Annotated in this window: 15 protein-coding genes; 4 read left to right on the top strand and 11 right to left on the bottom strand. The window is 66.7% G+C overall.

Going from position 1 to position 20,600, the window contains the following annotated elements:
• Positions 1–783: hypothetical protein (locus tag WAX14_RS01690; RefSeq protein WP_422626365.1), on the top strand; the 783-nt coding region annotated here is incomplete at its 5' end.
• A 12-nt stretch (positions 784–795) separates the two neighbouring features.
• Here WAX14_RS01690 and WAX14_RS01685 read toward each other — a convergent pair.
• From WAX14_RS01685 to WAX14_RS01635, 11 genes are all read right to left on the bottom strand, one after another.
• On the bottom strand, positions 796–1,374 hold the full coding sequence (locus tag WAX14_RS01685; protein ID WP_422626364.1) for a carboxymuconolactone decarboxylase family protein: 579 nt from the start codon (positions 1,372–1,374) through the stop codon (positions 796–798).
• A gap of 5 nt (positions 1,375–1,379) precedes the next feature.
• A complete protein-coding gene (gene atzF / locus WAX14_RS01680; protein WP_422626363.1) occupies positions 1,380–3,119 on the bottom strand; it encodes an allophanate hydrolase in 1,740 nt (579 codons plus the stop codon).
• Positions 3,116–6,727, bottom strand: a complete 3,612-nt coding sequence (gene uca, locus WAX14_RS01675; protein WP_422626362.1) for an urea carboxylase — start codon at positions 6,725–6,727, stop codon at positions 3,116–3,118. The genes atzF and uca overlap by 4 nt, the downstream gene beginning before the upstream one ends.
• A 190-nt stretch (positions 6,728–6,917) precedes the next feature.
• On the bottom strand, positions 6,918–7,604 hold the full coding sequence (locus WAX14_RS01670) for a GntR family transcriptional regulator (RefSeq protein ID WP_422626361.1): 687 nt from the start codon (positions 7,602–7,604) through the stop codon (positions 6,918–6,920).
• The gene (urtE, locus tag WAX14_RS01665; RefSeq protein ID WP_422626360.1) at positions 7,604–8,296 is read right to left on the bottom strand and encodes an urea ABC transporter ATP-binding subunit UrtE; all 693 of its coding nucleotides are present in this window, start codon (positions 8,294–8,296) and stop codon (positions 7,604–7,606) included. The genes WAX14_RS01670 and urtE overlap by 1 nt, the downstream gene beginning before the upstream one ends.
• Positions 8,296–9,078, bottom strand: coding sequence for an urea ABC transporter ATP-binding protein UrtD (gene urtD, locus WAX14_RS01660; RefSeq protein WP_422626359.1), 783 nt, complete (start codon positions 9,076–9,078; stop codon positions 8,296–8,298). The genes urtE and urtD overlap by 1 nt, the downstream gene beginning before the upstream one ends.
• Complete coding sequence (urtC, locus tag WAX14_RS01655) at positions 9,075–10,205, bottom strand: urea ABC transporter permease subunit UrtC (protein WP_422626358.1); 1,131 nt, start codon at positions 10,203–10,205, stop codon at positions 9,075–9,077. The genes urtD and urtC overlap by 4 nt, the downstream gene beginning before the upstream one ends.
• Positions 10,205–11,089, bottom strand: coding sequence for an urea ABC transporter permease subunit UrtB (gene urtB, locus WAX14_RS01650; RefSeq protein ID WP_422626357.1), 885 nt, complete (start codon positions 11,087–11,089; stop codon positions 10,205–10,207). The genes urtC and urtB overlap by 1 nt, the downstream gene beginning before the upstream one ends.
• 38 nt (positions 11,090–11,127) lie before the next feature.
• Positions 11,128–12,396 (bottom strand): urea ABC transporter substrate-binding protein, encoded by a 1,269-nt coding sequence (gene urtA / locus WAX14_RS01645; protein ID WP_422626356.1) that lies wholly within the window; start codon positions 12,394–12,396, stop codon positions 11,128–11,130.
• 258 nt (positions 12,397–12,654) lie between these two features.
• Positions 12,655–14,067: an acetate metabolism transcriptional regulator RamB gene (gene ramB, locus WAX14_RS01640; protein WP_422626355.1), complete on the bottom strand. Its 1,413-nt coding sequence runs from the start codon at positions 14,065–14,067 to the stop codon at positions 12,655–12,657.
• A 53-nt stretch (positions 14,068–14,120) separates the two neighbouring features.
• A complete protein-coding gene (locus WAX14_RS01635; protein WP_422626354.1) occupies positions 14,121–15,287 on the bottom strand; it encodes a globin domain-containing protein in 1,167 nt (388 codons plus the stop codon).
• A 577-nt stretch (positions 15,288–15,864) separates the two neighbouring features.
• On the opposite strand from WAX14_RS01635, the gene aceA reads away from it, so the two are divergent.
• From aceA to metE, 3 genes are all read left to right on the top strand, one after another.
• A complete protein-coding gene (gene aceA / locus WAX14_RS01630; RefSeq protein WP_422626353.1) occupies positions 15,865–17,154 on the top strand; it encodes an isocitrate lyase in 1,290 nt (429 codons plus the stop codon).
• Positions 17,155–17,299: 145 nt separating this feature from the next.
• Positions 17,300–18,196, top strand: a complete 897-nt coding sequence (locus WAX14_RS01625; protein WP_422626352.1) for a 3-hydroxybutyryl-CoA dehydrogenase — start codon at positions 17,300–17,302, stop codon at positions 18,194–18,196.
• 112 nt (positions 18,197–18,308) lie between these two features.
• Positions 18,309–20,597: a 5-methyltetrahydropteroyltriglutamate--homocysteine S-methyltransferase gene (metE, locus tag WAX14_RS01620; protein ID WP_422626351.1), complete on the top strand. Its 2,289-nt coding sequence runs from the start codon at positions 18,309–18,311 to the stop codon at positions 20,595–20,597.
• The last annotated feature ends 3 nt before the right edge of the window (positions 20,598–20,600 follow it).

Below are 20,600 nucleotides of genomic sequence, written 5' to 3'. Positions count from 1 at the left end.
GTGTACCTGCGGCGCGCCGATCACGACCGGCTGGACGGCGCTGGACGGCACCGCGTGCGGGCGCGGCACGTCGCCGCGACGTTGCCGCCCGGCGCGGTGATCAGCCATGTCTCGGCGGCCATCCTCCTGGACCTGGACGTGTGGAACATCGACCTCGGGCGGGTGCATGTCTCCCGTGCGGGTCCGCACGGACGCCGCAGCACCCACCTGCACGTGCACGCGACCACCTGGGCGGACGGCGACGTCGTCGAGGTGGACGGTATCGCTCTCACCTCACCGGCGCGCACCGTCGTGGATCTCGCGCGGACTCTTCCCCGGGATCAGACAGTGGTCGTCGGCGACTCGGCGCTGCGGAACCACCCGGCCACCCTGGATCTGCTGCCCGCGACAGTGACGTCGGCCAGGCACCGCAGCGGGATCGCGCGGGCCGCAGCAGTTGTGCCGTTCCTCGACGCGCGCAGCGAAAGTCCCGGGGAATCGCTGTCGCGACTGCGGATCGCAGAGGGCGGACTGCCACGTCCCGTGCTGCAGTATCCGATCGTGCTGCGCGACGGCCGACGCGTCCGCCTCGACTTCTTCTGGACGCAACACGGGGTGGTCGGCGAGTTCGACGGGGCAGGCAAATACACCGACCGCCGCGACCTGGTCGCCGAGAAACTTCGCGAGGACGCCGTGCGCGACCTCGGTTTCGAGGTCATCCGCTGGACGTGGGCCGACCTGTCGCGGTTCGAGATTGTCGCGCAGCGATTCGATCGGGCAGTCGCCCGCGGATCGACGCGGTGAATACGAATCTGCTTACCCTGCGGGAGGGGCGGATTCGGGATCGGTGGGCGAATTCGACGCCCCGAAGTCCCGTTCGATCCGCAGCGTGCCGATCGTGGTGGCCAGGCCGTCGTACTGCGTTACGAGCAGGCAGAACTCGATCATGCGACGGTCGTCGAGGTACTCGGCCAAGGCCGACCACGTCGCGTCGTCCAGGTCGTTGGTCGCGACCAGTTCGTCGACGGCACCGAGCAGTGCGCGGTGCCGCGCGCTCCACCCGTCGGCGCTCGGCCCCTCGATGACGCGCTGCAGGATTTCCGCCGTCACCCCCGCCCGACGGCCGAGCCGCACGTGATGGTCCATCTCGTAGTCGCAGCCACGCAGATGCGCAACACGCAGGATCACGAGTTCGGACTCGTGGCGGGGGAGTTTGCCGCCGGGCATCAGTGTGCCGGAATAGTGCAGCCATCCCCGGAACAGCCCGCCGGCGCGGCCCAGGGTGCTGAACAGGTGCGCGTCCGAGGTGCCGGCCGCGACGGACAGGACCCGCCAGGCGATCCAGTTGACCGGGCCGAGCCGACGGAACCGTCCGGGCGTGATGCGGGGCGTCATGCCGGTCAGTCTGACACGACCCGTGACTGCAGGTAGGCCACCCACCCGCCGTGTTCGGTGATGTCGACGGCATCGGCGACGACATCGTGCGTGCAACCGAACCCCACGACGTGCCGCCCGTCGGACAGTTCGACGGAGGTGAGCGTCATCGGCGCGGGCAGCGCGGCGAGGAACCGGCCGAGACCGGCCTCCGATATCCGGAACAACTCGCCGACGATCGGGGCGCCCTCGCCGGGACCGTAGCGCACGACACCGGGCTTCGCCGGTGTGGTGTTCAGGGCGACGAGCCGGTACGCGTCGGAGGTGTGGATCTCCCGGGCGAACCGGGCTCCGAGATCCTCGAGTTGGAAGTGCAGGGCCTGCCCGCGCAGGTGCGCGCCGAACACTGCGAGTTCGACTCCGGCGCCGACGAAGTCGGGTGACGGAACTCCGGTCAGGTGGGCCGCGATGTCGATCGCCACCTGGTCGCCGAAGGCGGGCACGACCACCATGACACCGAACGGGGCGCCCGACTCGGTGGAGTGGCCGGGCACGGCGACCGCTGCCATGTCGAGCAGATTGCAGAAGTTGGTGTAGGTCCCCATTCTGCGGTTGACGGCCACCGGATCGGCCTGCACCGCGGTGATCGTCGGATGCTCGGTGGTGGTGGGCAACAGCAACCCGTCGACATCGGCGAGCAGGTCGAGTGCGTGGGCGCGGACCCGGGTGAGTACGTCGAGGTCGGTGACGAGTTCGTGCGCGGCCGGGGTCTTCGCCGCCGCGACGATCGCCGCGACCACCGGATCGGCACCGGCCCGCGGTGACGACAGGAACGCCCCGACCGCGGCATATCGTTCGGCGACCACCGCACCGTCGTACAGCAGTGCCGCCGCGTCGAGGAGTCGGGAAATGTCGACGTGTGTGACCTGCACACCGGATTGCTGTGCGTCGCGCACGGTCGCGTCGAACGCGGCGCGGTACTCCGGGGACAGCGCCGCCAGGTCGTCCGGGCGTGGAACCGCGACGCGGATCGTCGACCCGGCCGCCAACGGCACGTCGGCCGGCCACCCGCGACTACGCGGATCGCGCGGATCGGGACCCGCCATGACCGCCGCTGCCGATGCGGCCACATCGAGGGACGCCGCGAATACGGTCAGGCAGTCGTAGTCGACGCACGCGGGCACCACCCCGTGAGTGGGGATCACCCCGAGCGTCGCCTTGATGCCGACGATCCCGTTGAGGGCGGCCGGAACCCGGCCCGACCCCGCCGTGTCGGTGCCGAGCCCGATATCGGCGATGCCCAGTGCTACCGCCACGGCCGACCCGGAACTCGAACCGCCCGATACCCGTTCGGGATCCCACGCGCAGCGCACCGCACCATACGGGCTGCGGGTGCCGACGAGTCCGGTCGCGAACTGGTCGAGGTTGGTCTTGCCGAGCACCACCGCACCGGCTTCGACGAGCCGTGCGACGCCCGACGCGGTGGTGTCCGGGAGGTAGGCGTATTCGGGGCAGGCGGCTGTCGTCGGCAGCCCGGCGACGTCCACATTGTCCTTGACCGCGACCGTCAGTCCGGCGAGTGGCAGCGACTGCCCGGCCGCGAGTCGGGCGTCGACGTCGGCGGCGTCGGCGAGCAGCGCGCCGCGGTCGCGCAGGGTGATCCAGACCTCGGGCCGGTCGACCTCCTCGATGCGGTCGAGGGCGCGCAGCACCCGATCGGTTGCTGCGGTGGTGCGGACAGCGGTGGTGCGGACAGGGGTGGTCATGCGGCGGGTCCGATCACGAGGAGGGGGGTGCCCGGCGCGACCTTGACGCCGGGCGCGACGAGAACTTTCAGGACGGTGCCCGGGCAGTCGGCCTGGACCGGCATTTCGAGTTTCATCGCTTCGAGTATCACGGTGGTGGTGCCGGTACCGACGGTGTCCCCTTCGGACACCTCGACCCGCCACACGTTCCCGACCAGAGACGACTCCACGACGGTGCATCCGTCCGGCAGCCCGGACAGGATGTCGTCGACGGGTGCGGTGATCTCGGTCGGCGCCGATTCGGTGCGGTCGAACTCGCCGGCGTCCTGCCACGCCTGCCGTTCGCGGGCGAACGCGGCAGCCTGGCGGGCATCGAACTCGGCGATCGAACCGGCGTTGTCCTCGAGGAAGCGCAGGTGGTCGGCGAGGGCGAAGGTACCGTCCTCGATATCGGCGTCGAACCGCCCGGCGCGGGACGCCGCACGGTATTCGAGGAGTTGCGCGGGGGTGACCGGCTCCCACACGATGCGGTCGAAGAATCGCAGCAGCCACGGTATGCCGTTCTCGAACGGCGCCGACTGCCGGTAGCCCGACCAGATCGGCACGGTGCGGCCGACGAGTTGGTAGCCGCCGGGAGATTCCATGCCGTACACGCACAGGTACTTACCGCCGATACCGACGGCATCCGACGGTGTCCAGGTGCGTGCCGGATTGTACTTCGTGGTGACCAGCCGGTGCCGAGGATCGAGCGGAACGGCCAGTGGTGCACCGAGATACACGTCACCCAGACCGAGAACGAGGTATTCGGCGTCGAAGACGGTGTCGCGAACCTGCTCGACCGAGTCGAATCCGTTGATGCGCCGGATGAATTCGGTGTTCGACGGCAGCCACGGCGCTTCGTCCCGGACGCCGCTTCGGTAGCGGGAGATCGCCTCGGTGATCGACGGGTCGTCGAACGACAGTGGCAGTCGGACCGTGCGGCTCGGCACCACCAGATCGTGGGTCGCGGGGAGGTCGGTTTCGAGATCCTGGAGGATTCCGAGAAGCCGATGCTGGGGCAGCACGTCGGGATCGAAGTGGATGTGCAGCGACCGGACTCCGGGGGTGACGTCGACGATGCCTGCCGGACGCAGGGCGGCGAGCGCCTCCGACAGCGCGTGGACCCGCATCCGCAGTCCCAGATCGAGGACCATGTCGCCGTACTCGACGAGAATGTTGTCGTCGCCGCCGCGCAGGTATACCACCTCGGGGCGGTCGCCGAGCGATTCGGCACGGCCGAGGTGGCCACCGTCCGAGGCGGTGGAACGATCGACGGGTGGGATGTCGATGCCGCGGAGAGAACTGGTGCGCAGCGTGATTGCCGCGTCGTCGGTGACCGGGACGAACCGAACGGCGTCGCCGGGCCGGATCTGGCCGAGTTTCCAGCGGTGGCCGGCCACGACGGTCAGCGGGCAGGCGAATCCGCCGAGGCTCGGGCCGTCCGGTCCGAGCAGGATCGGGGTGTCGCCGGACACGTTGAGCGCGCCGACGCTGTACGGGTTGTCGTGCAGGTTCGACGGGTGCAGCCCCGCGTCGCCGCCGTCGCTGCGCGACCACGCCGGCTTCGGTCCGTCGAGTCGGATTCCGGTGCGGTTCGCGTGGGTCTGCACCGACCACGTGGTGTCGTAGAACTGTTGCATGTCGGCTGCGGTGAAGTACGCCGGTGCCGGCTGGGGGCCTTCCGTCACCGCGAGATGCCAGGTGTGCGTGAACTCGGGCCGGTTCTCCACAGGAACCGGAACCGCCTCTGATTCCGTTGTGCACGCATTGATCCCGATGACATCGCCGGCAGCGAGGGCGCGCCCGGTGACACCACCGAATCCGCCGAGCGTGAACGTCGACGCGCTGCCGTGGAACAGCGGCACGTCGAGTCCGCCGCGCACCGCGACGTATGTGCGCAGACCCGCGTCGAGCGGAGTGCCGATGTCGAGTACCGACCCGGCGGGTACCGTGATCGGTTCCCAGAGCGGCACCTCGTTGCCGTCGAGGGTCACCGCGGTGGGGGCGCCGGTGACGCACACGAGCGATGCCTCGGAGAAGGCGAGACGAGGCCCCTGCAGGGTGCACTCGAGGCCCGGTGCGCCCTGCCCGTTGCCCACCGCGACGTTCGCGGCCCGGAACGACAGGTCGTCCATGGGTCCGGACGGGGGAATCCCGACCTCCCACAAACCGATCCGGCCCGGATGATCCTGGATCGTGGTCATCGTTCCGCCGCGCAGCACGTCGATGCGGTGCGCGGTCGCGGGGACGGATGCCAGCGTGGCGGTGGTGTGTGCGGCGGCGAGCACGTCGGGTTCGGTGCAGGCGCGACGGAGCTGCGGGAGGTTGGTCTGCACGCCGTACAGGTGGGTGTCGTCGAGCGCGTCGGCGAGCGCCGCGAACGCTGTGCTTCGAGATTCGCTGTGCACGATGATCTTCGCGATCATCGGATCGTAGTACGGGCTCACCTCGGTGCCGGTGTCCACCCACGACTCCACCCGGGTGTGGGCGGGGAACTCGACGTGGGTGAGCAGGCCCGGGCTGGGCCGATGGTCGTGGCCGGGATCTTCCGCATACACGCGGGCTTCCACGGCGTGCCCGGTGATCGGTGGCCCCTCGTCGGGGACGGCGTCGAGCAGGGAGTCCTCACCGCCTGCCAGGCGCAGCATCCACCCGACGAGGTCCACGCCTGTCACCTCCTCGGTGACCGGATGCTCGACCTGAAGCCGGGTGTTCATCTCGAGGAACGATGCTTCACCACGGACCGTGTCGTACACGAACTCGACGGTTCCGGCGGAACGGTAGTCCACCGACGATGCGAGAGCTCGTGCAGACGTGAGGATCTGACGGACGATGGTATCGGGGAGGTTCGGTGCGGGAGCCTCCTCGACGACCTTCTGATTGCGGCGCTGCAGTGAGCAGTCGCGGGTGCCGAGGCTGACGGTGCGGCCGTGCCCGTCGCCGAACACCTGGACTTCGACGTGCCGGGCGTGTGCCACGAACCGCTCGAGGAACACCCCGGTCGACGAGAAGTTCGCCGCGGCGAGTCGCAGGACCCGCTCGTACGCTCCGTGAAGGTCTCCGGCGGAATGGCATGCCTGCATACCGATCCCGCCACCACCACCGACGGCCTTGAGCATCACCGGATAGCCGATCATCTCAGCTGCGGCGAGAGCGTCGTCGAGCGATTCGAGCAGTCCGGTACCCGCGACGAGTGGTACGTCGACCGCCCGGGCTGCCTCGCGGGCGGTGTGCTTGTCGCCGAACACGCGCAGCTGCTCGGGCGTCGGACCGACGAACGCGATACCCGCGTCCTCGCATGCTGTTGCGAAGTGCGCGTTTTCGGATAGAAATCCGTATCCGGGATGGATCGCACCGGCACCGGTCGCGAGCGCGGCGTCGATGACCAGGTCGGCACGCAGGTAGGACTCCGCAGCCGGGGCGGGCCCGAGCCGGACGGCGACGTCGGCAAGTTCGACGTGTGCAGCGGACGCATCGGCGTCGGAGTACACGGCGACTGTTTTGAGTCCCAGTGAATGCGCGGAACGCATGATGCGGCATGCTATTTCGCCTCGGTTGGCGATGAGGAGGGTATCGAAACCCGATGTCACTGCAGGCTCCTTCTGGTCGGCCGCTGGTGGCGCGGGAAGCCGCGCGACCCGACGTGGTTGTCCGCGTGCGGTATACGGCTCTGTCGACAACGCTGTATACGCTAGGGAGGAGTTGTTTCCGTCCGGTTTCCTACGGTAAAACCTCGGTGAGGAAGACGATTTCATGGATTGGGCAGGACCGCGGATCCGATCAGTCCCGCACCGCGTGTGCCAGCCGCGCCAGGGTGCGGGCCTGTTCTGCCCGCCGGATCACGACGGTGCGGGAGGTGTCGATATGGTCCAGCAACACCCGATGCGCGTCCTCGAGCCGGCCGTCGAGCAGCAACTCGGCGACTAGGATGTGCTCCTCCACGGTCGCGGCCATCCGGTCCGGTGTCAGGTAGTCGAACATCCGCACCGGCCGGACCTTCGCGTTCACCGACGCCAGGGAATCGCAGAGCGCGGCGCTGCCGGACGCCGCGAGCAGCACGAGATGGAACTGCTCGTCGAGGACGACGAACCCGGCGTCCGGTTCGGGCAGGTCCGTGCGGCGGGCATACCAGCGGTCGAGTTCGGGACCGAGGACGTCCGGGTCGTGCCGGATACCGGGATCGTCGATGGCCCGCCGGATCCCGTGCGTTTCGAGGAGAATACGCAGTTCGTACAGGTCGGCGAGATCGTCGAACCGGGGGCGATACGGAAACAAGTAGTGGTCGCGCCGTTCGACGAGACCGTCGGACACCAGACGTGCGAGTGCCTCGCGGACAGGGGTGCGCGACACCCCGTAGAGCGCGGCGAGACGTTCCTCACCGAGTCGGTCGTCGGGTCCCATCCGTCCCGACATCAGGTCGTCGCGCAACGCACGGTAGACGCGATCGCGGTGGGTTCCGGTCGTCATCAGATCGCCATCGTCGCGCGGACGAGGTCGGCCGAGCCCGCGCCGCCGTCACCGGTGGTAGTGATCCGCCCCGATTCGAGTACGTAGAAGTGGCGGGCGTTGTCGAGCGCGAAACCGATGTGCTGTTCGACGAGCAACACCCCGAGATCGCCGCGGCGGCTCAGATCCACGATGGTCTTCTCGATTTCCGCGACCACCGACGGCTGGATACCTTCGGTGGGCTCGTCGAGGATGAGCATGCGCGGCCGGGTGATCAGGGCGCGGGCGATCGCGAGTTGCTGACGTTGACCGCCGGACAGCAGGCCCGCGCGCCGATCCAGCAGCGGAACCAGCGCCGGGAACAGATCGAGCATCTCGGCGATCAGGGCCTTGCCGTTCTTGCGTCCGTCCGCGACCACCTGCAGGTTTTCGGCGCAGGTGAGCTGACCGAACGACTGCTGGCCCTGCGGCACGTAGGCGAGCCCGCGGGCCACTCGTGCGGCCGGACGCAGGCCGGTGATGTCCTCGCCGTCGAGGAGGATCGTTCCGGCGGTCACCGGCAGCAGTCCGACGGCGGCGCGCAGCAGGGTCGTTTTCCCGGCGCCGTTGTGGCCCATCACCGCGACGACCCCGTCCGCGGGGACCGTGATCGTCGCACCGTGGATGATCTCGGTGCGTCCGTATCCGGTGCGGACATCGACGAGTTCGAGCATCAGTTCGCCTCCTCCAGGGTTGCGGTGCCCAGGTAGACCTGTTGGACCTGCGGATCGTTCTGTACTTCTTCGACGGTGCCCTCGGCGATGACCTTGCCGCGCGCCAGCACCGTCACCGACGTCGCGAACGCCCGCATGAAGTCCATGTCGTGTTCGACGACGACGACGGTGCGCTGGGCGCCGATGCGGCGCAGCAACTGGCCGGTCTCCTCGCGTTCGTCGTGGCTCATGCCGGCGACGGGTTCGTCGAGGAGCAACACGTCGGCGTTCTGCACGAGCAACATGCCGATTTCGAGCCACTGCTTCTGACCGTGCGCGAGGATTCCGGCGGGTGTGTCGCGGTGGGACCCCAGACCGATGGTGTCGAGGGCCTCCTCGATCTGCGGCAGCACGTCCTTGCGGCGTCGCAGCAACTGCCACGCGCTGCGGTCCGCTCCGGCGGCGATGTCGAGGTTCTGGAGGACGGTGAGTTCCTCGAAGACCGACGCGGTCTGGAATGTGCGGCCCACACCGAGCCGCGCGATCGTGTGCACCTTCTTGCCGAGCAGTTCGACCCCGGACTTGGTGACCGATCCGGTTGCGGGGGCGAGGCCGGTGATCGCGTCGACCAGGGTGGTCTTGCCTGCGCCGTTGGGGCCGATGAGAAACCGCAGGTCGCCCTGGAGTAGCGTCATGTCGACACCGTCGACGGCGGTGAAGCCGTCGAATTGCACTCGCAGGTCGCGGATTTCGAGGTATTGGCTGGACATTCCGGCGTTGCCGCCGAACGTGGGTTCGGTCATCGGGCCGGCTCCATCTCGGTGTTCTCGGCGGTCGGTTCGGGGTCGGCTTCGGGCTTTTCGGTGCCGGTGTCTGCTCCGCCGCGGGTACGAGTGCGGCGCCGCAGCGCGGCGAGTCCGGCGATGCCGGCCGGGAAGAACCCGACGACGACGATGAACAACAGACCTTGCGAGTAGGTCCATGCGGACGGGAAGTTCTCGGACAGGGTGGTTTGGGCCCACGCGACGCCGATCGCACCGAGGACAGGACCGAGCAGGGTGGTGCGACCGCCGATCGCGACACCGATGAGGAAGGCGATGGACGGCACGATTCCGATGTCCGCGGGTGAGATGATCCCGACGATCGGCACGAACATCGCGCCGGCGATTCCGGCAAAGAACGCGGCGACGGTGTACGCGACGACCTTGACGTTCGCCGGGTCGTAGCCGAGGAAGCGGACCCTCTCCTCCTGGTCCCGGACCGCGACGAGCAGTTCGCCGTAGCGGGAGTACATGAGTTGGCGGGTCGCGGCGACGACGAGCAGCAGGATCGCCGCGACGATGAAGAACAGCATTCGCTTGTTGACCGGATCGGACAGGTCGTAGCCGAAGAACGTGCGGAACCGGTTGAGTCCGTTGGACCCTCCGGTGCTCTGCTGACCGATGAGCGGGATCGCGAAGGCCGCCGCGAGCGCCTGCGACAGGATCGCGAAATAGGCGCCCTTGACGCGACGTTTGAACACGCCGAGGCCGAGGAGTAGCGCGAGCATCGCCGGTACCACCGCGATGGCCAGCAACGTCACCAGTGGTGAGGTGAACGGCACCCAGTACGCGGGTAGTTCCCGGATGCCCGCGATCTGCATGAAATCCGGGACGGTGTCGCCGCGTAGTTCGGCGTCGGCGATCTTCAGGTGCATCGCCATCATGTAGGCGCCGAGACCGAAGAACACGCCCTGGCCGAGGGTGAGCATCCCGCCGCGGCCCCAGGCGAGACCGATGCCGACGGCGACGATCGCGAAGCACAGGAATTTCGCCAGCAGGTTCAGTCGGAAGTCGGACAGGACGGCGGGGGCGAGACCGAACAGTACGAGGGCGGCGATGGCGAATCCCGCCCAGACGCGGGCCGGCCCGGGCCGGGTGAGTACGGACATCAGACCAGGCTCCTTGTCTTGACCGCGAACAGACCCTGCGGGCGGATCTGCAGGAACACCACGATGATTCCGAAGACGATGACCTTCGCGATCGAGGCGGTGGTGGAGTATTCGATGAACGAGTTGAGCAGGCCGAGTGCGATCGCGGCGATCACGGCACCCTCGATGCGGCCGAGGCCGCCGATGACGACGACGAGGAACGCGTCGATCAGGTACGACTGGCCGATCGTCGGGCTCGTCGAGCCGATGAGGGTCAGCGCGACGCCGGCGAGACCGGCGAGTCCGGAGCCGATGAAGAAGGTGGTGATGTCGGTGCGTCGACTCGAGATACCGACCGTTTCGGCGAGGTCGCGGTTCTGGACGACGGCGCGGATACGCCGGCCCATCGGGGTGTGCTTCATCGTCACGATCAGAGCGACGACACACACGACGGCGAGTGCGAGGATGAACAGTCGGGTTTTCGGAATCACCGCGCCGAGGATCTCGACCCCACCGGTAAGCCACTGCGGGGACACCACATTGACGGCTGGAGCGCCGAAGATGTCACGGGCGGCCTGTTGCAGCAGCAGGCCGACACCGAAGGTGACGAGCAGGGTGTCGAGCGGACGATGGTACATGCGGCGGATGAGGGTGACTTCGAGCAGTACGCCCATCACGCCGCCGACCAGGAAACCGACGAGCAGGGAGATCAGCAGCGAGACCCCGGCCGCGGACACCACCTGCTGAACCACATATGCGGTGTACGAACCGGCCATGATGAACTCGCCGTGGGCCATGTTGATCACGCCCATCTGGCCGAACGTCAACGACAGACCCAGCGCCGCGAGCAACAGGATCGAGCCGATGCTCAATCCGGTGAAGAGCTGTCCTACAACGATATCCATTGCGCCTCCCTCCTTGCCGGTTTCCCGGTCTGCCCGATTCAGTTGCCGGACAGGCTTGCGGCCCAGTCGTAGCTTTCGAGGTACGGGTCCGGCTGGATCGGGGTTCCCGAATCCCACACGGTGTAGATCAGTCCGTCGCCGCGGATCTCGCCGATGCGAGCGGTCTTGGTGATGTGGTGGTTGTCCCCGTCGATGGTGACGGTGCCTTCGGGTGCGTCGAACGAGACTCCGTCGGCAGCATCCTGAATGTCTGCCACTGCGAACGAGTTCGCCTTTTCGACGGTGTTCTTCCACAGGTACACCGACGTGTAGGCGGCTTCCATCGGGTCCGAGGTCGGCTTGTTCGCACCGTACTTCGCCTTGTAGGCGTCGACGAACGCCGTGTTCTCGGGGGTGTCCACCGTCTGGTAGTAGTTCCACGCGGTGAGCTGGCCCTCGATGTTCTGGGCGCCGATGCCGACGACCTCTTCTTCGGCGATGGACACCGAAACAACGGGCATGTCAGCGGCTTTCAGTCCGACATTGGCGTATTCGCGGAAGAAGGCGACATTCGAGTCGCCGTTGAGCGTGTTGAACACCGCGTCCGCGTCGGCGGTGCGGACCTTGTTGACGATCGTCGAGAAGTCGGTCGAGCCGAGCGGGGTGTAGTCCTCGCCCTTGATCTCGATACCGTTGGCGTCGGCGTAGGCGCGGATGATGCGGTTCGCCGTCTGCGGGAACACGTAGTCGCTGCCGACGAGGTAGAGGGACTTGACGCCCTTCTCCTTCAGGTAGTCCAGCGCGGGCACGATCTGCTGATTGGTGGTCGCTCCGGTGTAGAAGATGTTCGGCGACGACTCCAGTCCCTCGTACTGGACGGGGTAGTACAGCAGTGCGTCGTTGTCCTCGAACACCGGGAGCATCGCCTTGCGGCTCGACGACGTCCAGCCGCCGAATACCGCAGCGACACAGTCGGAACTGATGAGCTTTTCGGCCTTCTCGGCGAACACGGTCGGTTCGGATGCCCCGTCTTCGGCGACGACCTGGATCTGCTTGCCGAGCACTCCGCCGGAGGCGTTGATTTCCTCGACGGCCAGTGCGATCGAATCACGCACGGTGACTTCGGAGATCGCCATCGTCCCGGACAGCGAGTTCAGTGAGCCGACCTTGATCGTGTCGCCGGAGGTGTCGACGCAGGATGCGCCGGCCGCGGAGGTGGTGGTGTCACCGGCCTTGCTGCCGCACGCGGTGAGCAGGAGACCGGCGGCGGCGAGCGCGGCCGGGACGGCGACAGCACGCGTGGCGAACGTGGACCTGGCACGTGGCATGGGAGATACCCCTTCGTTCGAACATGAGAAGCCTCGGTTCCCGGTGTATCCGGGCGCGTATACAGCGCTGTATTCGTCGGCCAAACAGTAAAGGGGTGGTGTTGCGCGGGTATATCTGCTTGTGACAATTGGATGTTCGATGTTTCCGTCACGTGAACAGGTGTCGGCGGTCGCCGGCATCCGAGCGAATGTATCGCTCGTCTCGTTCAATCGACCGGATGTACCGCTCGCTCGGAAGAATGGGGTGTTACCCGCGGGTCAGCGGATGAGATAGGGCGACACCGAGCTCCGGTGCTCGTTGATGTCGAGTTCCTTGCCGAGCGGCGGGAATGCACGCTGCGGGCAGTTGACCCGCTCGCAGATCCGGCAGCCGGAGCCGATCGGGGTGCCTTGGTTCGAATCGTCGAGATCGAGTCCGTCGGCGTAGACCAGCCGATGTGCATGGCGCATCTCGCACCCGAGACCGATCGCGAACGTCTTCGACGGCTGCCCGTAGCGGGCCGCGCGCCGTTCGATGGTTCGCGCGACCCACAGGTAGCGACGGCCGTCGGGCATCTGCGCGATCTGCGTCATGATCTTGCCCGGATAGGCGAACGTCTCGTAGACGTTCCACAATGGGCACGTTCCGCCGCTGGACGAAAAGTGGAAGCCGGTGGCGGACTGGCGTTTGGACATGTTGCCCGCGCGGTCGACGCGGACGAAGGAGAACGGCACGCCCCGCAGTTTGGGACGCTGCAGGGTGGACAGGCGGTGTGCGACCGTCTCGTAGCTGACGCCGTAGAACGCGGACAGTCGTTCGACGTCGTAACGGAAGTCTTCGGCGATCTCGTGGAACTGTGTGTACGGCAGGATGGTTGCCGCCGCAAAGTAGTTCGCGAGTCCGAGGCGGGCCAGCGCACGGGAGGCGTCGGAGGTGAACGCGCCGTCGGCGACCATCTTGTCGATGAGGTCGCCGCATTCGAGGTAGGCGAGTTCGATCGCGAGTTTGAACACCTGCTGCCCGCCCGACAGTTGCGGGGCGATCTCGAGAGTGCGGGTCTCCGGGTCGTATCGGTGCAGGATGTTCTCACCGAGGTCGATGCGCTTGACGATCTGCACATCGTGGACGGTCGCCATCCGTTTGGCGATCTCGCCCGCGACGTCGCCGCGGTGGAACCGGATGCGGTTCGCGAGTTCTTCCGCCGACGTGTCGAGGTCGTGCATGTAGTTCTGCCGCTGATAGAAGTAGTCCCGCACTTCCTCGTGCGGCATCGTGATGGAGCCGCTGCCGCTGCCGTCGCTGTACCGGTCTTCGGTTGCGGCGGCGAGTTGGGCGGTGGTGTTGCGGAACCGGCGGTGCATGTTGACCATCGCGCGGGCCAGACCGGGATGGGCGGCGACCATTTCGGCGATCTCCTGGGCGTCGGCGTCGATGCCCATCTCCTGGTCGAGCGCGACCTCCCGCATCTCGGCGATCAGCCGGGTGTCGTCCTGTGACGAGAAGAAGGTGGTGTCGACGCCGAAGACCTCACTGATCCGGAGCAGGACCGGAACGGTGAGGGGACGAACGTCGTGTTCGATCTGGTTGAGATAGCTGGCGGAAATCTCGAGGTTCTTCGCGAGTGCGGCTTGGCTGAGTCCGCGCTCGGTACGTAGCTGGCGCAGGCGGGCTCCCACGAAGGTCTTGGCCATTCGCCCAGCGTACGGCCAGAAGCGGGGCTTTGCAAAGAGCTGTTTGCAACGTGTTAATTACGGTGGCGCGACGTGACCCGAACAGGTGGGTCGACCCCGAGCCAGGACCCGGGTGCGAAGGCTTCGTAGTGAATCGACTCGAGTGGTATTCCGCGCGCGACGAGGCCGTCGCGCACCGCCCGCATGAACGCGACCGGTCCGTACACGTAGGTCGCGGTGTCGGCCGGGATGTCGAAGTTGTCGACGGGGGACCGGCCGAGCACATGAAACTCCTCGAAGTCGTTGTAGCGTACTTTCATTCGAGAATTCGGCAGCCGAGAGACGAGTTCGGCGATGTCGGCGCGGCGCGCATGGTCGTAGGGGGAATGGTCCACGTGGAGTGCGACGACGCGGCGCAGCGGATTGGTGTCGGCGAGGTGTTGCAGTGCGGTCAGTGTGTTGGTGATGCCGATGCCTGCGGAGATCAGGGCCAGCGGAGTGTTGTCGCTGTCGACGTGGAGACTTCCGAAGGGATGCGACACGATCAGTTCGGTGCCCGGCCGCACGGCCTCGGCGAGGAACGAGGAGACCAGTCCGTCCGGAACCTTCTTGATCGTGACGGACCATCCGCCCGGAATCCGGCCACGCGCCAGGGTGTACTGCCGGATCTGCCTGGTTCCGTCGGGGAGTCGAACGCAGATCGAAATGTATTGACCTGGAAGGAACTCCGGGAGAGGGCTCTGGTCGAGTGATTGTATTTCGAAGGTTGCGACCGCGGCGCCGTCGTATTCGACCGCGGATACCGTCACCAGCCGCCACACGTGTCCGTGCGGGACACCGGCCGAGTCGTACAGGGCCGCTTCCTGGGCGATCAGCGAGTTCGCCATGAGGGTGTAGACCTGATGCCAGGCCGCGGCGACCTCGGCGGTCACGGCGTCGCCGAGTACCTCGCCGATCGCGGCGAACAGGTGGAACCGGATCAGTTCGTAGTGTCCGGCCTGGATGCCGATCGACGCGTGCTTGTTCGCGATCCGGGCCATGATCGCGTCGATGTTTCCGGGTTCCTCGGTGAGGAGGAGTCCGGCGAACGCCGCGATGGAACTGGCCAGTGCCTTCTGTTGTTCCCGGTTGCGCTGATTCGTTCGATTGAACAGATCCGTGCACATGTGCGGCACAGCGGTGAACAGGCGCTCGTAGAACCGTTCGGAGATCCGGCCGATGTTTGCTCCGACGGCGGGCAACGTGGCCTCGATGATGTCGCGTGATGTGGGGGAAAGAATGGCCCCTCCTCTGCTCGTGTGTGTGGGCGAGACTCTGCTCGTGTGTGTGGGCGAGACGCGAGCAGTTGCGCAGCATCGATGCGCGACGAGTCCAGCCCCGATCTGGTCGCCGTGGGACATAGTACGACCGGTTCTGCAAATTCGGTCGATCCAGATGCGGGGAAATGCGCTGTTCGGAGGAGTTGGTGGGTGTGAAGCCTCACACATCGGTCTCGTATTCGGGCGCGAGCGGGCCCGCATCCGGAGCGCGGAGGGCATGGCGCCCGCGCGCCGAGCCTGTCGCGAAAGCCGAGGTAGAGCTACTGGTGAGTAACCAAATCTGTCGCGGTGTGTCGGCCGGGCAGGCGCACATTCGTTCGCAATCTTTGCAAAGCCGCCGCGAAACCTAGCCAAGATTTACATTAGCTACAGGTAGACGGCCTTTTTCGGCTGTGCCATTGTCTAGTAGTACATCCGAACGGCACGCGAAGGATGTGAAGTCGTACGTACGTACTGCTGAACATCCGGAGCGGATTCGAATCTAGAGAGTGGAGCTTTGATGTCGACCACCGGCACCCCGCGGACCGCTGAAGAAATCCAGAAGGACTGGGACACCAACCCTCGCTGGAACGGCGTCACCCGTAACTACACGGCCGAGCAGGTCGTCAAGCTGCAGGGCAGCGTCGTCGAGGAGGCCACCCTCGCTCGCCGTGGCTCGGAGATCCTGTGGGATCTCGTCAACAACGAGGATTACATCAACTCGCTCGGCGCCCTGACCGGCAACCAGGCCGTGCAGCAGGTCCGCGCCGGCCTCAAGGCCATTTACCTGTCCGGTTGGCAGGTCGCCGGCGACGCCAACCTGTCCGGCCACACCTACCCGGACCAGTCGCTGTACCCGGCGAACTCGGTTCCGCAGGTTGTCCGCCGCATCAACAACGCGCTGCTCCGCGCCGACGAGATCGCCAAGGTCGAGGGCGACACCTCCGTCGACAACTGGCTCGCCCCGATCGTCGCCGACGGTGAGGCCGGCTTCGGTGGCGCTCTCAACGTCTACGAGCTGCAGAAGGCCATGATCGCCTCCGGCGTCGCCGGTTCGCACTGGGAGGATCAGCTCGCGTCGGAGAAGAAGTGCGGCCACCTCGGTGGCAAGGTGCTCATCCCGACGCAGCAGCACATCCGCACCCTGACCTCGGCTCGCCTGGCGGCCGACGTCGCCGACGTCCCGACCGTCGTCATCGCCCGCACCGACGCCGAGGCCGCCACGCTGCTGACCTCCGACGTCGACGAGCGCGACCGCGAGTTCCTCGACGGCACCCGCACGTCGGAAGGCTTCTACGGCGTCAAGAACGGCATCGAGCCCTGCATCGCCCGCGCCAAGGCCTACGCCCCGTACTCCGACCTCATCTGGATGGAGACCGGCGTGCCGGACCTCGAGGTCGCCAAGAAGTTCGCCGAGGCCGTCCGCGGCGAATTCCCGGACCAGCTCCTCGCGTACAACTGCTCGCCGTCCTTCAACTGGAAGGCGCACCTGGACGACGCGACCATCGCGAAGTTCCAGCGCGAGCTCGGCGCGATGGGCTTCAAGTTCCAGTTCATCACCCTGGCCGGCTTCCACTCTCTCAACTACGGCATGTTCGACCTGGCTCACGGCTACGCCCGTCAGGGCATGACCGCCTTCGTCGACCTGCAGGAGCGCGAGTTCAAGGCCGCCGAGGAGCGTGGCTTCACCGCCATCAAGCACCAGCGTGAGGTCGGCGCCGGCTACTTCGACCGCATCGCCACCACGGTCGACCCGAACACCTCGACGGCTGCCCTGAAGGGCTCCACCGAAGAGGGCCAGTTCCACTAGGAACTGCCCACCCGAAGCCGGTGCCGCGGGATATCCCACGGCGGTGACTTCACCTCGCTCGAACCGGTCCGGCGGCGCGGTATGCCGCCGGACCGGCTGTACCACCGAATCCACGACCACCCCAACATGACGAGAAGGAGCTGACGTGACCAGCGAAAAGATTCAGCGCGTCGGCGTGATCGGCGCCGGGATCATGGGCGCAGGTATCGCCGAGGTGTGCGCGCGCGCTCATGTCGACGTACTGGTGTTCGAGCAGACCCGCGAACTCGCGGCTGCCGGACGAGCCCGCATCCTCCGGTCCCTCGACCGGGGTGTGAGCAGCGGAAAGATCACCGAACGGGAACGGGAGCAGGCCGCGTGGCGTCTCCGGTTCACCTCGGACCTCGGTGACTTCGCGGACCGCCAGCTCGTCGTGGAGGCCGTTGTCGAAGACGAGAAGGTCAAGAGCGAAATCTTCGCGGAGCTCGACAAGATCGTCACGGACCCGAACGCGGTGCTCGCCTCGAACACCTCGTCGATCCCGATCATGAAGCTGGGCATCGCCACCAGCGCCCCCGAGCGCGTCATCGGCCTGCACTTCTTCAACCCGGTGCCGGTGCTCCCGCTCGTGGAGCTCATCACCACCCTCAAGACCAGCCCGACGGTCACCGAGCGGGCCGAGGCCTTCGCCGCCGACGTGCTCGGCAAGCAGGTCGTCCGGTCCTCGGATCGCGCCGGCTTCATCGCGAATGCACTGCTCGTGCCGTACCTGCTGTCGGCGATCCGGATGGTCGAATCCGGATTCGCGACGAAGGAAGACGTCGACAAGGCGATGGTGCTCGGCTGCGCCCACCCGATGGGTCCGCTCGCGCTGACCGATCTGGTGGGGCTCGATACCGTCAAGTCGATCGCCGACTCGATGTACGGGGAGTTCAAGGAGCCGCTGTACTCGGCGCCGCCGCTGCTGCTCCGTATGGTCGAGGCCGGTCTCGTCGGCAAGAAGTCGGGCGCAGGCTTCTACGAATACGCCGAAAACGGTCGTGCCTCCAAAAAGGCAGGCTAAGCAGTAGGTAGCACCACCACACCGCACTTCGGCGCCCGTGCCCGACAGCAGTCTTCGCACTGACTGTCGGTGCACGGGCGCGAGGTGCATGGAGGGAAAGGTCGATTCCGAGATGGCCAGCAACGCCACCGGCTACGGATCCAGCATTCTCGGGTACCCGCGTATCGGAACCCGCCGCGAGCTCAAGCGCGCTCTCGAGTCCTACTGGCACGGCACCGGCACACGCGACGAGCTCGTCGCGGTCGCCCGGGGCATCCAAGAGGACACCTGGAGCGAACTCGCGGCAACCGGTCTGACGCAGGTTCCCGGCAACACGTTCTCCTACTACGATCACGTGCTGGACAACGCACTGTTGTTCGGCGCGGTCCCCGAGCGCTTCCGCCCCCTGGTCGGCGAGCTCGATCCACTCGACTTCTACTTCACGCTCTGCCGCGGCCGCGAGGACTTCCCGCCGCTGGAGCTGGTGCGCTGGTTCGGCAGCAACTACCACTACCGGCAGCCCGAACTCGACGAGAACACCACATTCGGTCTGAACTCGGCCGCGCTGCTCGACGAGTTCGAACGGGCCAAGGCCAAGGGCATCGAACTACGCCCGGTCGTGCTCGGCCCGGTCTCGTTGCTGCTGCTGTCGAAGATTTCACCGACCTCGCAACAGGACGGTTTCGCCACACTCGATCTGCTCGACGCGCTGCTCCCCGAGTACGAGAAGCTCTTCGAGCAACTCGCCAAGGCTGGTGCGACGTGCGTCCAACTCGACGAACCGTCCTTCACGCAGGACCGCAGCGCCGACGACCTCGCGGCGCTCGAACGTGCCTACCGGACGTTGTCGCACGCACCGCTGCGCCCGCGCATCCTCGTCACCGGACCGTACGGTCACCTCGGTGATGCCCTGCCGATCCTCGCCGCGTCGAAGGTCGAGGCCATCGGCCTCGACCTGGTCAACGGAAAGATCAGCGCGGAGGAACTGGCCGCGGTGCCTGGTCTCAAACGCAAGCGCATCTACGCGGGCGTCGTCGACGGTCGCAACGTGTGGCGTTCGGATCGTCGTCGCGTCCTCGACTACCTCGATTCGCTCGCCGCGGTCGCCCCCGACCTCGTCGTGTCGACGTCGTGCACATTGCTGCACGTGCCCTACGACCTGCTCGTCGAATACGACATTCCCGGTGACGTCGCCGACCGTCTCGCGTTCGCGAAGCAGAAGGTCGGCGAGGTGGTGTCGCTCGCGAAGGCGCTGACCACCGGCGCCGAGGAGAAGTGGCGGGTGCCGCCGACTTCGGTGCATTTCAAGCAGAAGCACACCGTCCGCGCCCGGATCAACGCGCTCAAACCCGAACATCGGGTGCGCGCACCCGACGAGGAGCGGCGCGCCGCGCCGCAGGAGCGACGCCAGTTGCCGCCGGTGCCCGCGACCACCCTCGGGTCGTTCCCGCAGACGGACGAAATCCGCAAGGCCCGCTACGAGCTCGGTCAGGGCCGCATCTCATACGACGACTACGTCAAGCGGATCCGCGAGGAAATCGAGTCCACCATCCGGTTGCAGGAGGACATCGGCCTCGACGTGCTCGTGCACGGTGAGCACGAACGCAACGACATGATCCAGTACTTCGCCGAGTTGCTGGAGGGCTTCGCCACCACGCACTTCGGCTGGGTACAGGCATACGGTTCGCGGTGCACCCGTCCGCCGATCCTGTACGGCGACATCGTGCGGCCGAAGCCGATGACTGTCGAATGGATCACCTACGCGCAGTCGCTCACGGACAAGCCGGTCAAGGCCATGCTCACCGGCCCGGTCACGATGCTCGCCCGGTCGTACATGCGTCAGGACCAGGCGCTGCACGAAACCGCCGATCAGCTCGCGCTGGCGATCCGCGACGAGATCGCCGATCTCGAGCGGGCAGGTATTGCGATCATCCAGGTCGACGAGCCGGCCATCCGCGAACTGCTGCCGCTGCGGCACCGCGGTCGCACCGAATACCTGAACTGGGCGGTCGACGCGTTCCGCCTCGCCACCGGCGGTGCGAAACCGGAAACGCAGATCCACACCCATCTGACGTACTCCGGGCAGCAGTCGGTGGTCGACGCGATCGAACGGCTCGACGCGGATGTCACCGCGATCGTCGCGACCCGGTCCATCGGCTGGGTTCTCGACGCGATCAAGGACCACGCGCTGACCCACGGTGTCGGACCGGGTGTGTACGAGAGCCGCTCGGCGCGGATCCCGGACATCGACGAGCTGGACGAATTGCTCACCGAGGCAGCCGAATCGGTGGAGCTGGATCGGTTGTGGGCCAATCCGGACGGTGGTCTCAAGACTCGCCACCACTGGCAGTTGGAACCGTCGCTGCGCAACCTCGTCGCGGCGGCACGCCGACTGCGCCGCCGCGCCGCGGCCCAGCAGTAGCAC

The organism is Rhodococcus sp. (in: high G+C Gram-positive bacteria), from assembly GCF_049299235.1.
In the GTDB taxonomy this organism is placed as follows: Bacteria; Actinomycetota; Actinomycetes; order Mycobacteriales; family Mycobacteriaceae; genus Rhodococcus.
This window is presented reverse-complemented; position numbering and strand designations above follow the sequence as displayed.

Excerpts from the sequence above, each read along its gene's own strand:
- urtC (WP_422626358.1), bottom strand. The coding sequence starts at position 10,205 with ATGTCCGTACTCACCCGGCCCGGGCCGGCCCGCGTCTGGGCGGGATTC.
- atzF (WP_422626363.1), bottom strand. The coding sequence starts at position 3,119 with ATGACCACCCCTGTCCGCACCACCGCTGTCCGCACCACCGCAGCAACC.
- ramB (WP_422626355.1), bottom strand. The coding sequence starts at position 14,067 with ATGGCCAAGACCTTCGTGGGAGCCCGCCTGCGCCAGCTACGTACCGAG.
- urtE (WP_422626360.1), bottom strand. The coding sequence starts at position 8,296 with ATGCTCGAACTCGTCGATGTCCGCACCGGATACGGACGCACCGAGATC.
- WAX14_RS01670 (WP_422626361.1), bottom strand. The coding sequence starts at position 7,604 with ATGACGACCGGAACCCACCGCGATCGCGTCTACCGTGCGTTGCGCGAC.
- aceA (WP_422626353.1), top strand. The coding sequence starts at position 15,865 with ATGTCGACCACCGGCACCCCGCGGACCGCTGAAGAAATCCAGAAGGAC.
- metE (WP_422626351.1), top strand. The coding sequence starts at position 18,309 with ATGGCCAGCAACGCCACCGGCTACGGATCCAGCATTCTCGGGTACCCG.
- urtA (WP_422626356.1), bottom strand. The coding sequence starts at position 12,396 with ATGCCACGTGCCAGGTCCACGTTCGCCACGCGTGCTGTCGCCGTCCCG.
- urtD (WP_422626359.1), bottom strand. The coding sequence starts at position 9,078 with ATGACCGAACCCACGTTCGGCGGCAACGCCGGAATGTCCAGCCAATAC.
- WAX14_RS01685 (WP_422626364.1), bottom strand. The coding sequence starts at position 1,374 with ATGACGCCCCGCATCACGCCCGGACGGTTCCGTCGGCTCGGCCCGGTC.
- urtB (WP_422626357.1), bottom strand. The coding sequence starts at position 11,089 with ATGGATATCGTTGTAGGACAGCTCTTCACCGGATTGAGCATCGGCTCG.